The sequence below is a fragment of the Beijerinckia sp. 28-YEA-48 genome, assembly GCF_900104955.1.
Classification (GTDB): Bacteria; Pseudomonadota; Alphaproteobacteria; order Rhizobiales; family Beijerinckiaceae; genus Terripilifer.
On record NZ_FNSI01000001.1, the window covers coordinates 5,841,581 to 5,854,160 of the forward strand.

11 protein-coding genes are annotated in these 12,580 nt (G+C 61.2%); 4 read left to right on the forward strand and 7 right to left on the reverse strand.

Going from position 1 to position 12,580, the window contains the following annotated elements; all coding sequences use genetic code 11:
- The first annotated feature begins 232 nt into the window (after positions 1-232).
- Positions 233-1,786 carry a UbiD family decarboxylase gene (locus BLW50_RS27420; protein ID WP_090709828.1) on the forward strand — a complete coding sequence of 518 codons (1,554 nt, stop codon included), beginning with the start codon at positions 233-235 and terminating at the stop codon, positions 1,784-1,786.
- A gap of 53 nt (positions 1,787-1,839) precedes the next feature.
- On the opposite strand, the gene BLW50_RS27425 is transcribed toward BLW50_RS27420, so the two are convergent.
- The 6 genes from BLW50_RS27425 to BLW50_RS27450 form a co-directional block, all read right to left on the reverse strand.
- Positions 1,840-4,077, reverse strand: coding sequence for a xanthine dehydrogenase family protein molybdopterin-binding subunit (locus BLW50_RS27425; protein ID WP_210186138.1), 2,238 nt, complete (start codon positions 4,075-4,077; stop codon positions 1,840-1,842).
- Positions 4,058-4,501 (reverse strand): (2Fe-2S)-binding protein, encoded by a 444-nt coding sequence (locus BLW50_RS27430; protein WP_090708291.1) that lies wholly within the window; start codon positions 4,499-4,501, stop codon positions 4,058-4,060. Before BLW50_RS27430 ends, BLW50_RS27425 begins: the two co-directional genes overlap by 20 nt.
- Positions 4,502-4,632: 131 nt before the next feature.
- Positions 4,633-5,547 (reverse strand): LysR family transcriptional regulator, encoded by a 915-nt coding sequence (locus BLW50_RS27435; RefSeq protein WP_090708292.1) that lies wholly within the window; start codon positions 5,545-5,547, stop codon positions 4,633-4,635.
- Positions 5,548-5,674: 127 nt separating this feature from the next.
- Positions 5,675-6,442: a class II aldolase/adducin family protein gene (locus tag BLW50_RS27440; RefSeq protein ID WP_090708293.1), complete on the reverse strand. Its 768-nt coding sequence runs from the start codon at positions 6,440-6,442 to the stop codon at positions 5,675-5,677.
- A gap of 117 nt (positions 6,443-6,559) precedes the next feature.
- Entirely contained in the window at positions 6,560-7,159 is a 600-nt protein-coding gene (pth, locus tag BLW50_RS27445; RefSeq protein WP_090708295.1) for an aminoacyl-tRNA hydrolase, read from the reverse strand.
- A 177-nt stretch (positions 7,160-7,336) separates the two neighbouring features.
- Positions 7,337-8,005 (reverse strand): 50S ribosomal protein L25/general stress protein Ctc, encoded by a 669-nt coding sequence (locus tag BLW50_RS27450; RefSeq protein WP_090708296.1) that lies wholly within the window; start codon positions 8,003-8,005, stop codon positions 7,337-7,339.
- A gap of 349 nt (positions 8,006-8,354) precedes the next feature.
- Between BLW50_RS27450 and BLW50_RS27455 the strand changes: the two genes are divergently transcribed.
- The 3 genes from BLW50_RS27455 to BLW50_RS27465 all read left to right on the forward strand — a co-directional run bounded on the left by BLW50_RS27455 (position 8,355) and on the right by BLW50_RS27465 (position 11,524).
- A complete protein-coding gene (locus tag BLW50_RS27455; protein ID WP_170850377.1) occupies positions 8,355-9,335 on the forward strand; it encodes a Bug family tripartite tricarboxylate transporter substrate binding protein in 981 nt (326 codons plus the stop codon).
- A gap of 460 nt (positions 9,336-9,795) precedes the next feature.
- Entirely contained in the window at positions 9,796-10,833 is a 1,038-nt protein-coding gene (locus BLW50_RS27460) for a TIM44-like domain-containing protein (RefSeq protein ID WP_090708298.1), read from the forward strand.
- Positions 10,834-10,969: 136 nt separating this feature from the next.
- Positions 10,970-11,524 (forward strand): NADPH-dependent FMN reductase, encoded by a 555-nt coding sequence (locus tag BLW50_RS27465; RefSeq protein WP_090708300.1) that lies wholly within the window; start codon positions 10,970-10,972, stop codon positions 11,522-11,524.
- Positions 11,525-11,584: 60 nt separating this feature from the next.
- Here BLW50_RS27465 and BLW50_RS27470 read toward each other — a convergent pair whose 3' ends face one another.
- Positions 11,585-12,565 carry a Bug family tripartite tricarboxylate transporter substrate binding protein gene (locus tag BLW50_RS27470; RefSeq protein WP_170850378.1) on the reverse strand — a complete coding sequence of 327 codons (981 nt, stop codon included), beginning with the start codon at positions 12,563-12,565 and terminating at the stop codon, positions 11,585-11,587.
- Positions 12,566-12,580 lie beyond the last annotated feature (15 nt).

Genomic DNA, 12,580 nt, shown 5'->3' on the forward strand with positions numbered 1-12,580 from the left:
CCTCAGTGTCATCCCCGACAGCCGCGCAGCGGCTGAGCGGGGATCCAGAGCAAGCGGGAGAATGCTGATTGGGGCACAGTCTCAGGTGATGCGCGGCTCGAATGCTGCGCTTTGCCACCTGCCCCTGAATTCCCGTTCGCGGCTTCGCCGCGTTGGGAATGACAACCGCGAGCTTCTTCAGCGACCGGGCCGAAACAACAAGCGCGACGACGCGCATAGGGAGGAGAAAACTATGAACACCGTAGCCGACAAGGGCCGCACGGACGATGCCACGCCGCTCGACTTCGATCGCTTTCGCCTGCGCACATTCATGCAGGAGATTGCGGCGCAAGGCGAAGTCGAGATCATCGAGAACAAGACCGATCTTGCCGTTGTGGCTGCGATCGTTGCCAACACCAGCAAGGCGGTCTGGTTCAAAAAGGTCGGGCCGGAGGAGCAGGAGCTTGTCGCCAGTGTAGCGGGCTGGCGCTCGCGCCTGGCCAAGGCTTTTGGCGTGTCGGAGCGCCAATTGCTCGGCGAATTGATGCGGCGGTTGGAAACCAAACATCCGGTCGTCGAGGTGACGCGGGCGCAGGCGCCGTGCCAGCAGGTCGTGCAGACCGGCGACGACGTCGATGTCACCGCCTTGCCGGTGCATTTGCAGCATGGGCTTGACGGCGCGCCCTATATTTCCTCGGCGATCGATTTCAGCATCGATCCGAAGACCGGTTGGACCAATGTGGGTCTGCGTCGCCTGATGTTGCGCAACCGTACCGAGACGGGCGTCGATCTCAACGCGCCGAGCGATCTGCGCGTCATCTATATGGAAGCAGCGGCTGCTGGAAAGCCGGTGCCCGTCGCCTATGTCATCGGCTCGCATCCGGTCGATATGGTCGCCGCGACCATGTCGATCCGCACCGATGAATTGAGCTTGATGGCCAGCTTGCGCGATGCGCCGATGCCGGTGGTCAAATGTATCACCAATGATCTGCGAGTGCCGGCGGACGCGGAATATGTGATCGAGGGCTGGCTCGATCCGCATGGCTATGTCGAGCCCGAGGGGCCATACGGCGAATATATGGGCTATTACGGTGGCCTAAAGAAGAACCCGGTTTTTCATGTGACGGCGATTACGCGCCGGTCCGATGCGCTGTTTCAGACGATCTCGATCAGCGGCAAACATCTGGCGCGGACCGACACGTCGCAGCTCGAGAACCTGCGTACCGAACTTAATGTTTGGCGCGCCCTGAAAATGGCGGTGCGCGAGCCGCTCGCTGTCTATGCGCCTGTGGCGGCCGCCGGGGCGCAGAACGTGCGCGTGCAATTGCGCCAGCGCGTACCGGGCGAAGCGCGTTCGGCGATCATGGCGGTGCTGGGCGCCTGCGGCGTCAAGAACATGTTCGTCGTCGATCCGGATATCGACATCTTCAACGACGAGGAGATGGAATGGGCTTTAGGCACGCGCTTCCAGCCGGCGAAAGATCTGATCGTCGTTGATAATCTGCGCACGAGCCCGCTCGACCCCTCGCTCGATGGCGCGCGCATGGGTAGCAAGGCCGGCTATGATCTGACCTGGCCATTTGGCAAAAGCGGCATGGACACGATCATCCCGGCAGCGCCGGCCTATGCCGGCAAGCGTTTCGCCTCGCTCGAAGCGGCGCTCGTTGACGGACCGAAATATTTCGAGGATCTGATGGCCGCTGTCGGCAGCCGCGATGGCCGCGAGATCGTGCGCGAACTCGACGTGTTGAAGGCAAAAGGCAAGGCGGGGCGCGATGCTCAGGGGCGCTGGACGAACGGCGCCTGATTTCCCTCTTATGAAAATGCCCGGCGCGAGCCGGGCATTTTATGTTTTGCGCTTCAGTCTGTCCGCAGCTCTTTGGCGGCGTTTTCGAACGGCATCGCGCGTATGCGCTTGTTGGTGGCTCGATAGATCGCTTGAGCGACAGCCGGGGCAACAGGGGCCAGGGCTACCTCGCCGCAGCCTTGCGGCGGCCGATCGCTGTCGATGAGGATGACCTCGATCTTCGGCATTTCCGCCAGGGTGAGCAGCGGGTAGGCGTCGAAATTGCCTTGCTCGACCACGCCTTTGGCGAAGGTGATTTCGCTCTTGAACGTGTTGGTCAGCGCAAAGCCGATGCCGCCTTCGACATTGGCACGCACCAGGCCGGGGTTGACGACTGTGCCGACATCGGCGGCGCAGACGACACGGCGCACGGCGGCGCGGCCTTTCACCATTTCCACTTCCACCACGTGGGCGACATAGCTTTCGAAAGCGCCGCCGCGGCCGGTGTAGAGGTTGAAGGCAATGCCGCGATGGATGCCGGCGGGTGCCGGTTTGCTCCATCCAGCAGCCTCTGTCACGCGATCGAGCACGGCGACGGCTCTGGGATCATGTGCTAGAAGGTGCTTTCGATAGAGATAGGGATCGATCTTGGCGGCATCGGCGAGTTCGTTGATGAAGCTCTCCAGGAAGAAGACTGACGAGGTACTGCCGACGGTGCGCATGAAGCTCACCGGTATCGGCTGTTTCACATCGACATTGTCGACCGTCAGATTGGGCATGGCATAGATGAGATCGTAGAGCGCATCGACCATGGTCTCGTCCCAGCCACCGGCGGCTTGCATCGCCTTCGGTTTGATCATCGCATAGAGCGACTCGCCGACGACGCGGGCATGCATGGCGGTTGGATAGCCATCCGGGCCGAGCACAGCGCGCATGCGCGCCGAGGCGCAGGGACGATAATAGCTGTGGCGCATATCGTCCTCGCGCGAGCGGATCACCTTCACCGGCCGGCCAACGGCCTTGGAGGCGACGGCGGCATGGAGCACGAAATCGGGCACATATTTGCGGCCGAAACTGCCGCCGAGGAAGGTGGTGTGAACGATGACTTTATTGGCCGGTACGCCGAAGTTCTTGGCGAGCGTCCAGCGCACCATGTCCTGGCCCTGGATCGGCCCCCACACTTCGATCTCACCGTCGCGCACATGGACGGTGGCGACCACCGGCTCCATGGTGGCATGGGTGAGATAGGGCGTATGATAGCGCGCCTCGATGATTTTTCCGGGCGCGGCACTGAAGGCTTTCTCCACGTCGCCGATGCGGGTGGCGACGACCGCCTTGTCCGAATCCAAAGCGGCGACGCGATCCTTCATGATCTTATCGCTGCCGAGTGTGGCGGAGACGCCGGGATCGAAGTCGACGACCAAGGCATCCGTGGCCTGTTTAGCGATCCAGTAGCTCTCCGCCACGACGATCACAGTGTTGTGGATCGGCATCGGCCAGAACGGTGCCGTCACCACGGCCTTGACGCCGGGACGCGCCAGAATTTCGGCTTCGTTCTTGATGGCGATCACTTTGCCTGTCTGCGTCGGCGTCATCCAGATAGCGCCAAACAGCATGTCGGGCACGCGCACGTCGATGCCGAAAACAGCGCTGCCATCGACTTTGGCTGGCGTATCGAGACGCTTGAGGTTCTTGCCGATCAGGCGGCGCTCGGAGGGTGATTTCAGTTTCGGATGTGGATTGAGCGAGAGTTTGGATGCGTCTTCGGCAACCTCGCCGAAAGAGAGTGACTGGCCTGTCGGCGTATAAATGATGCGACCGAGCTTCGCCTCGCATTGGGTGGCGCGCACGCGCCAGCGGTTGGCCGCGGCCTGGATCAAAGCTTCGCGGGCTTGCGCCCCGGCTATGCGGAGCCGGTCATGGAAAACCGTTGTCGATGTGGACGCGCCGACGAATTGCTGCAGCTCTTCATTCGCGGCGGCCATGCGATAGGCGTCGCGACCGGTGACGAATTCGATGCTGACATTGGCCCAGTCCGCATCCAGCTCGTCGGCGACGATCTGCGGCAGGCCGGTATAGACGCCTTGGCCGACCTCGCATTGGGACAGGCCTATGATCGTGCGGCCATCGCGTTCGATGCGAATCCAGTCTGTGATCTCGTAGACATTCTCGGCGGCGTCGGCTGGTCGACTGACGGCGAGGGGAACCATCAGGGCGCCAGTTGCCAGCGAAAGGCCTTTGAGAAAGCCGCGCCGGTCGATACCGGTGGCGGAGAGGGCACGGGGGGCTGGATCAAACATTGGCTGCGGCATGGATGGCCTCCCGAATCCGATGATAGGTGGCGCAGCGACAGAGATTGGTCATCGCGTCGTCGATCTGGGTGTCGGTTGGCTTGGGAATCTGCTGCAGCAGCGCCGAAGCCGCCATGATCATACCGGACTGGCAATAGCCACACTGCGGCACGTCTTTCTCGATCCAGGCTTTCTGCACGGGATGAGAGCGGTCTTTCGACAATCCCTCAATGGTCGTGATCTGGCGGTTCTCGACTGCTTCGACCGGCAGGACGCAGGAGCGTGTCGCGGCGCCATCGACATGCACCGTGCAAGCGCCGCATTGGGCGATACCGCAGCCATATTTGGTTCCCGTCAGTTGCGCCCAGTCTCGGATCACCCAGAGCAGCGGGGTTTGTTTGTCGCCGTCGAAATCGACCGGTCGACCATTGAGATGGAATTGCATGTGTCCTCCGTGGCTAGGGACCGCAACGGCCCAAAGGTTCGGAGGCGCGATGGTAGAGAGCCGCGGACAGGCGACAATATCGCGACCTGGACAGACTGAGCCGTCAAATCGGGGATAATCGCCAGAGCGGATTATGTCGTCAGATTGTCCCAGGGCGGCTTCGGCTTGAAGCGGGCGCTGAGGAGGTCAATAAAACTGCGAAGCTTGGCGGAAGGATGGCGGCCTTGCGCATGTACCGCGTAAACGCTGAATTCAGGCACAGCGAATTCTTCGAGCACCGGGACGACGCGGCCGGCGGCCAGATCTTCGGCGATCGTGTAGACGGGGCCTTGCATGATGCCGGCGCCACGCACCACGGCGGTTCGCAAGGCCAAGGTGGCCGAGGCGAGGCGCGGTTGCAGTTGCACGACGAGGGGCTCGCCGTCTGGTGTCAGAAATCGCCACTCATGTGGGGTCCAGAGGAAGCCGGTATATTGCAGGCAGTCGTGATGGCGCAGGTCTGAAGGATGCTGCGGTGTGCCGCGTCGCTCAAGATAGCTGGGAGCGGCGCAGGTGACGAAACGGATCGGCGCCAGGCGACGCGCTGTCAGGGTCGAATCCGGCAGATGCCCGACAATGACCGCTAGGTCATAGCCTTCGCCGAGAATATCGACATAGCGATCGTTGAGATCGAGTTGAACGCTGATGTCGGGATTCTGCGCCATGAAGTCGACGATCGCTGGCGCGACCTGCAGGCTGCCGAAGGCGCCAGGTGCGCTGATGCGGAGTTTGCCACGCAGCGTGGTCTGCAGTTCGCCGGCGGCGCCCGTTGCCGCATCTATCTCGGAGAGGACGCGCGTGCAGCGTTCGAGGAAGGCTTCGCCTGCTTCCGTCAAGGCGATGCGGCGCGTCGAGCGGTTGAACAGGCGCACGCCAAGCCACTTCTCCAGCGACTGAACATGCTTGCTGACGACCGTGGGAGACAATTGCGCGCGCCGGGCGGCGCCAGCGAAACTGCCGCTGGCGACGATTTTTGCGAACACGTCCATGCTCGTCAGCCGGTCCATACCGTCACCCTCCTGGGGAGTGATACAGACTAATGCGGAGATGGGCAGCGGATAAACATGAAATCGCAGGCATCCCGGCTGTCTCCGGGAATGCCTGCGATGGCAGATGTTTGCTTACTTATCGGTCTTACTTGTCGGTTTTGGAGAAGCCGGGGCCCATTTCCCAGTTTTGTGGGTAATAGGGCCGGCCGATGAGGCGGCACCAGTTTTCCCAACCGCGTTCATAGGTGAAACCGGCGCGGCCGCGGGTGTTGGCGGCGACTTCCTCGTCGCTCATCGGCACGATGTCGCCATCGCCGAGCTGATAAGCCTTGATCAGCATTTCGGCGTTGATTTCCATGTAGATCGAAGTGAACACCACATCGCGCAGCGACTTGCCCGCGACGGTGCTGCCATGGCCGCGCATCAAGGTGACCGTGCGGTCCCCGAGCGTTTTGGCGAGATCGCGGCCCATGTCCATATTGGTGACGAGCAGATTGGTGGCGCCGAACTTATGCGAAATGTCCCAGGTCGGGATGTCGGTGCCGATGGGCGCACACATATGCATGATCGGGCGCATTTTACGGCGTGACTGCACGGTGAAGGGCACGACATTCGGGCTGTGGTTGTGCACCACCGCCATCACGTCGGGACGAGCTTCGTAAACGGCGCCGTGAATGAAGCGCTCGGAATAGGGCTTGCCCGGCTCATGGCCGATGGTTTTGCCATCCAGCGTGAATTCCATGATGTCGCCGACTTCAACGCAATTGGGCGCGCGCGCGCGTGACAGCAGGAAGTGCTCAGGCTTCTCCGGATGACGGATGGAAACGTGGCCGAAGGAATCGACCACGTGATGATAGGCGAGAATGCGATTGGCGGTGACGAGATCGTCTTTAATTTGGCTGATGTCAGTCATGTTTCCTCCTTGGAAGTTTCTTGCTGGGAAGTTTCTTCTATTGAACCGCGGTCGGTTGGGGCGCAGCGTCGCGGCGGTTCGCGTTCCTCTGCGCAAGTCGGGCTGTGTCTTACGTGGTCATTTGGCTGGTCCGCTGTCGCCAAAGCCTGCGTCTTCCATGGCGCGATGAACGCGGTTCTGGAACTCGGCGTCGTTGCCCGCGGTCACCAGCGCGACGTGGTCGGCCACGGCATCGCAGAGAGCATCGACCCAGGGCTGTTCTGCGCGGGCGAAGTCGCTGAGCACGTGGCCGTGCACGAGTTCCTTCACGCCGGGATGGCCGATGCCGAGGCGCACGCGGCGATAGTCATTGCCGATATGGGCGGTGATCGAGCGCAGGCCATTGTGGCCGGCATTGCCGCCACCCTTCTTGATGCGCAGCTTGCCGGCGGCGAGGTCGAGCTCGTCATGGAAGACGATGACATCGGATGTCGAAATTTTATGGAAGCGGGCGGCTTCCGCGACCGCACGGCCGCTTTCGTTCATAAAGGTCTGGGGTTCGAGCAGGATGACACGCTGGGTGCCGATCGTGCCCTCGGTGGCGAGGCCCTGGAAGCGCCTGCGCATGATCGGGAAGCCATGGGCGCGCGTAATCGCGTCGACGCACATGAAGCCGATATTGTGCCGGTTGCCGGCGTATTTGCTGCCTGGATTGCCGAGGCCAACGAGGAGAAGCATGGTTTCTGGCTATTATCGCGTTTCTGCATCTGATGGAATCATCAATGCTAGGAAGACGCGTCCAAACAAGAGATCCCAGGCAAATGGCGTTTCTATTTGCTCTGGATCGACGTGCGGATGTGCAAACAAAAACGCCCGCGCTTTGCGGCGCGGGCGTTCTGGTGAGCCAATGCCAAATTACTTCTTGGCAGCCGGCTTGGCGGCAGCGGCCGGAGCAGCGCCAGCCGCGGGAGCGGCAGCGGTTGCAGCGGCGGCGGCAGCCGGCGTTTCCTCGGCCTTCGCCGGGGGGGCGATGGTCGCGATGGTGAAGTCGCGATCGGCGGTCAGCGGCTTGCAGCCTTCCGGCAGGGCGATCGCCGAAAAATGCAGCGATTCATTGATGCCCATGGCGCTGACGTCAGCGACCAGAGCTTCCGGAATGTTGTCAGCCGGAACGCGCATCTCGATCGAGTGGAGCACGATGTTGAGCGAACCGCCCTGCTTGATGCCGGGGCTGGTTTCCTGGCCGATGAAGTGCACCGGCAGGCTGACGCGCAGGGACGAACCCGGCTTCAGACGCAGGAAGTCGACATGCATCGGCGTGTCGCGAACGACATCGAGCTGGTAGTCGCGCGGAATGACGCGCTCTTTGCGGCCACCGATCTCGACTTCGAAAATCGTGGTCAGGAAGTGACCGGCGTAGATGAGCTGGTTCAGGTTCTTGTAGTCCAGGCTGATCGCCTGCGGGGCATCGCCACCGCCATAGATCACACCGGGTACCTTGCCATCACGACGAACGCTGCGGGCGGCCCCCTTGCCGGTCCCGTCGCGGACCGTGGCGGCCAACTGCTTGATCGCTGTTGCCATAACGTGTCCTTTATCAATGGAAAACGCGCCTTCGCCTCCAGGGGTGTCGGAAACTGGCGCGCGCCGGGCTTATAGGGGAGGCTGCGATCCAACGCAACCTGGGCGGCCTGTCCGGCAAGAGCGTTGCAAGAGTGTTGTTTGGGCGGGCGCATGGGCCGCTTGGTGGGCAAATCCCACGGAATACAGTCGTTTAACGACTATTTTGTCCGACTTTGCCTTTTCCGGAAAGCCATCTAACCTCCTGATGTCAGGGTAGCTGTGAAGCGCCAAGTCTGAGGCGTCTAACGTTCAAGTATAAGCTTGGCTAATAAGCAGCGAACGCCTGGTGATGAGAGGGAGGGAGAGGGGCATGTTCACACGTCGTCAGTTTGTCGCGGCGGGGGCCGGAGCGGCCACCATACCGCTTGCGAGCGGCGCTTTCGCGCAGAGCGATTATCCGGCCGGGCCGCTGCGGGCGATCTGTATGTTTCCGCCCGGTACCGGCGCGGACGTGCTGGTGCGCTTTTATGCCAACAAGCTGTCGCAGCTCTCGCAACGTACCGTGATCGTCGAGAACAAGCCGGGCGCCTTCGGCAATATCGCCACCGAATATGTGGCGCGTGCCAAGCCTGATGGGTTGACCATCTATATTGCGCCGGGAAGTTCGGTGCTCGCGGCCGCGCCGCATTTGTTCAAGAAACTGTCGTTCGATCCGATCAACGATTTCGAACATGTGACGACACTCTCGAAACTGGCGTTCATTCTGTGCGTGCCGGCGAGCAAGCCTTGGAAGACCGTTGCCGACCTCACGGCCTACTTGAAAGAGCAGGGCGACAAGGCTTCCTATGGTTCCGTCGCCAATACGGGCCTTGTTTCGAGCGAAATCTATAAGGCGCAGTTCGGCCTCAAGGCCGTCGAGGTGAAATACAAAGAAGCCACTGCGATGTATAACGATCTCATCAACGAACAGCTGGCCTTCTTTCATATCGATCCCGTCGGCATCAAAGGCTTGATCGATCAAGGTAAGGTCCGACCGTTGGCGCTTGGCGCGGCCGAACGCATGAAAGCGCTGCCGGATATTCCTGGTGCGCGCGAAGCAGGCATTCCCAACAGCAATCTGATCGCCTGGTGGTCGGTGCATATGCCCGCGAAGACGCCGAAGCCGCTGCTCGACAAGCTCGAAGTCTGGTTCAATCAGATCGCCATTGATCCCGAGACGGTGAAATTCTTGTCCAACATTGGCACCGATCCCTTCCCGGGAAATTCCACCATGCTGAAGGAATTGCTCCTCGCCGACACCAAGGCCTGGGGCGACTATGTCAAACTGGCTAAGATCGATCTTCTTGGTTGAAAGTCGGCCAAATCGATAAAGAGGTGGCGTCGGGCGTAGCCTGGCGCCATCTCTTTCTCGAGTGTCGTCTATCGACCTGAATTGGCGCGGCAATCGAACGGCTGTGGACAGAGTTCTCCCCAGTTTTAGGCACGCGACCAGAAGGCGCTGGCGCTTTTTTTTGCTGACCGCTAAAATCGCTGCTCGGTTCCGACTTGGGAGGCATGCGTGGCGAATGCTCAGAAAGTCGATCTGTTGGCCCTTGTTGCGGCCTTTGCTTTCATCGGCGCGATCATTTTCGGCTTCGTTTAGCGCGCCGAAACCCACTCCTTAACTGCGTGATCTAACACCGTAATCGCGCTCAGGTATTATTACAGTAGTAATTGCGCACTTGTGGTGCGCCCTTGCTCTCACGATATTTGCTGTGTCGTCCGCACGAACCGCATCGGTTCGCGACGACTGAAGGGATCTGGAGACACCAATGTCATCGATCAAGATTGGCCGTTCCGGCCGTCTTCTGGCTGTCGCGACGGTTTTGGCCCTCGCGTTCGCGCCTATGTTTGCGCATGCTCGCGCGGGCTCGGGCGGCAGCATGGGCAGCCGGGGATCGTTTACGAATAGTGCGCCACGTGCGACGCCGACCGCGCCTAACGCGGGCCAGCCGATGCAGCGTACGCAATCGCCGCAGACGCAACCGCAGCAGACGTTCAACCGTCCGGCGACCCCGGCGGCGGGCGGCGGCATGTTCTCGTCGCCGTTGGCGCGCGGCATCATGGGCGGCCTGATCGGCGCGGGCATTTTTGGCCTGCTTTCCGGCAGCGGCTTGTTCAGCGGGCTCGGTTCGCTCGCCGGCATGTTCGGCTTCCTGCTGCAGATCGCGCTGATCGCTGGCATCGCCATGCTGGCGCTCAACTGGTGGCGTCGTCGCCAGCAGCCGGCGATGGCCACGGGCGCCCCGCGCACCGCTGGCCTGCAGGGTGGCGCGCAGCAGCCGAATGATTATGCGCGCACCGGCAACGAACAGCCGGCCAACACGGCGGCGTCTGGCTTCGGCTCGATGGTCGGCGGTGGCGCCAACGCCAACACGCAGCCGGAGACACGGCCGCTGAAGGTGGAAGGCGAAGACTATCCCGCGTTCGAGCGCCTGCTTGCTGATGTCCAGACCGCTTATGCGGCCGAAGACACGGTGACTTTGCGCCGAATCGTTACGCCGGAACTGGCTGGCTATTTCGAGGACGATCTCGAAGCCATGAAGAAGCGTGGCCAGGCGACGAAGGCGGACAACGTCAAGCTGCTGCAGGGCGACCTGTCGGAAGCCTGGAGCGAGCCTGACTATGAATATGCCACCGTGGCGATGCGCTTCTCGCTCATCGACGCCGTGGTCGACCGGGTTACGGGCAAGCTGCTTGAGGGCGACCTCACCAAGCCGAACGAAGTCACCGAGATCTGGACCTTCGTGCGCCCGACCGGCGGCAAGCCGCAAGACTGGAAGCTTTCGGCGATCCAGCAGGTGGCCTAGGCCGAACAGTTCAATCAACGCGAAAGGCCGGGCATTGCCCGGCCTTTTTGCTTTCTAAGCGTTTTGCTTTGGGCCCCGGATATGGCACCTCTGCTCATGGCCTCTAGGCCGGACTTTCTTTCGATCGGGATCAGTCATGAGCGGATTTAAGGTACTCGCAATCTCGGGGAGCTTGCGTAAGGGATCATTCAATACAATGACGCTGCATGCCATGCAGGACGTGGCTCCAGCGGGCATGGAATTCTCCTTTGCGGAGATCGGGGATATTCCCCTCTACAACGACGACGTTCGCTTGGCGGGCTATCCGGCCCAGGCCCAACGTTTTCGGTCTCAGGTTGCGGCCGCCGACGGCATTTTGATCGCGACGCCTGAGTATAATTATTCGGTTTCCTCGGCCTTGAAGAACGCGCTCGACTGGGCCTCGCGTCCGCCAGAGCAACCGTTCAACAACAAGCCTTGCGCCTTGATCAGCGCCTCAGGAGGGCCGACCGGCGGCATTCGTGCTCAGTTTCACCTGCGGCATATTCTGGTCGCGCTCAACGCCTTCCCGGTGAACAATCCGCATGTCATCGTCGCGGGTGCGCCGGATAAGTTCGATGCCAATGGCAAGTTCACGGATCCGGTGGGTAAGGACCTGATGCGGCAGTTGCTCGACAATCTGATGAAATGGGCGAAGGTGCTGAAGGCCTGAGCGGTCTCCGTGCCATGAATCAACAAAGGCCGCGGCGGTGTCCGCGGCCTTTCTGTTTGGTCAATCGAGACGCACGCCCGCCTTGCGCACCACGTCGGTCCAGCGCGCGGTCTCGCGCCGAATCACTTCCGCCGATTGCTGGGGATCGAGCCCCCAGGGCACGATGCCGACCTGTTCGATGCGGGTGCGAATATCTGGCGAGAAGATGATCTCGCGGAGCGCCATCGCATATTTCTGACGGATCGGCAGCGGCGTGCCGGGTGGCGCCGTGAAAGCGGTCCAGGTGTCGGAGAGAAGCTCCGGCAGGCCGACCGCTGCTATGGTCGGCAATTCCGGTGCGACCGGTGAGGGGTCTTTGGTCAGGGTCGCCAGCATGCGCAGCTTGCCGTCCTGCGCCAGTGGCAGAACGGTGCCGATATCGGCGATCATGAAATCGATATGGCCGGCGATGATGTCGTTTAAGGCCGGGGCGGCGCCGCCATAGGGCACGTGCAATTGCTTGGTGCCGAGCAATTGTTCCAGCAAAGCGCCGGTGAGATGCCCGGTGGTGCCCATGCCTTGCGAGGCATAGCTCAACTTGCCGGGATTAGCTTTGGCGAAGTCGAGAAAATCTTGCGCTGTCTTGAAGCGGGAGTTGCCGCCAACCAGAAGCACGTTGGGAATGTAGGAGGTGATGGAGACGGCTTCGATCTTGGTCGGGTCGAAGCGCAAATCCTTGAACAAGGCCACGTTCACCGTGAGTGAGGCGGGGGGCGAGACCAGAAGCGTGTAACCATCAGGCGGCGACTTATAGACATATTCCGTCGCGATATTGTTGCCAGCGCCTGTTCTATTTTCGACGATGACGCTCTGGCCCCATTTTGCTTGCAGGCGTTCAGCAACGAGACGCGCGATCATGTCGTTGCCGCCACCAGCCGCAGCGGAAACGACCAGTTTGATACTGGCTTTGGGAAAATCAGGTGCGGGATCCTGCTGTGCCGCAGCTGTTACAATCATCGTCGCCAATGCGGCGCAAGCCATCGACAGGCTGAGAACTTTCAATCTTCCCTCCCCAGG

Bases quoted from the DNA above. Each gene is read 5' to 3' on its own strand.
- BLW50_RS27450 (WP_090708296.1), bottom strand. From the start codon at position 8,005: ATGGCAACAGCGATCAAGCAGTTGGCCGCCACGGTCCGCGACGGGACC.
- BLW50_RS27435 (WP_090708292.1), bottom strand. From the start codon at position 5,547: ATGGACCGGCTGACGAGCATGGACGTGTTCGCAAAAATCGTCGCCAGC.
- BLW50_RS27465 (WP_090708300.1), top strand. From the start codon at position 10,970: ATGAGCGGATTTAAGGTACTCGCAATCTCGGGGAGCTTGCGTAAGGGA.
- BLW50_RS27430 (WP_090708291.1), bottom strand. From the start codon at position 4,501: ATGCAATTCCATCTCAATGGTCGACCGGTCGATTTCGACGGCGACAAA.
- BLW50_RS27420 (WP_090709828.1), top strand. From the start codon at position 233: ATGAACACCGTAGCCGACAAGGGCCGCACGGACGATGCCACGCCGCTC.
- BLW50_RS27425 (WP_210186138.1), bottom strand. From the start codon at position 4,077: ATGCCGCAGCCAATGTTTGATCCAGCCCCCCGTGCCCTCTCCGCCACC.
- BLW50_RS27460 (WP_090708298.1), top strand. From the start codon at position 9,796: ATGTCATCGATCAAGATTGGCCGTTCCGGCCGTCTTCTGGCTGTCGCG.
- BLW50_RS27455 (WP_170850377.1), top strand. From the start codon at position 8,355: ATGTTCACACGTCGTCAGTTTGTCGCGGCGGGGGCCGGAGCGGCCACC.
- BLW50_RS27440 (WP_090708293.1), bottom strand. From the start codon at position 6,442: ATGACTGACATCAGCCAAATTAAAGACGATCTCGTCACCGCCAATCGC.
- pth (WP_090708295.1), bottom strand. From the start codon at position 7,159: ATGCTTCTCCTCGTTGGCCTCGGCAATCCAGGCAGCAAATACGCCGGC.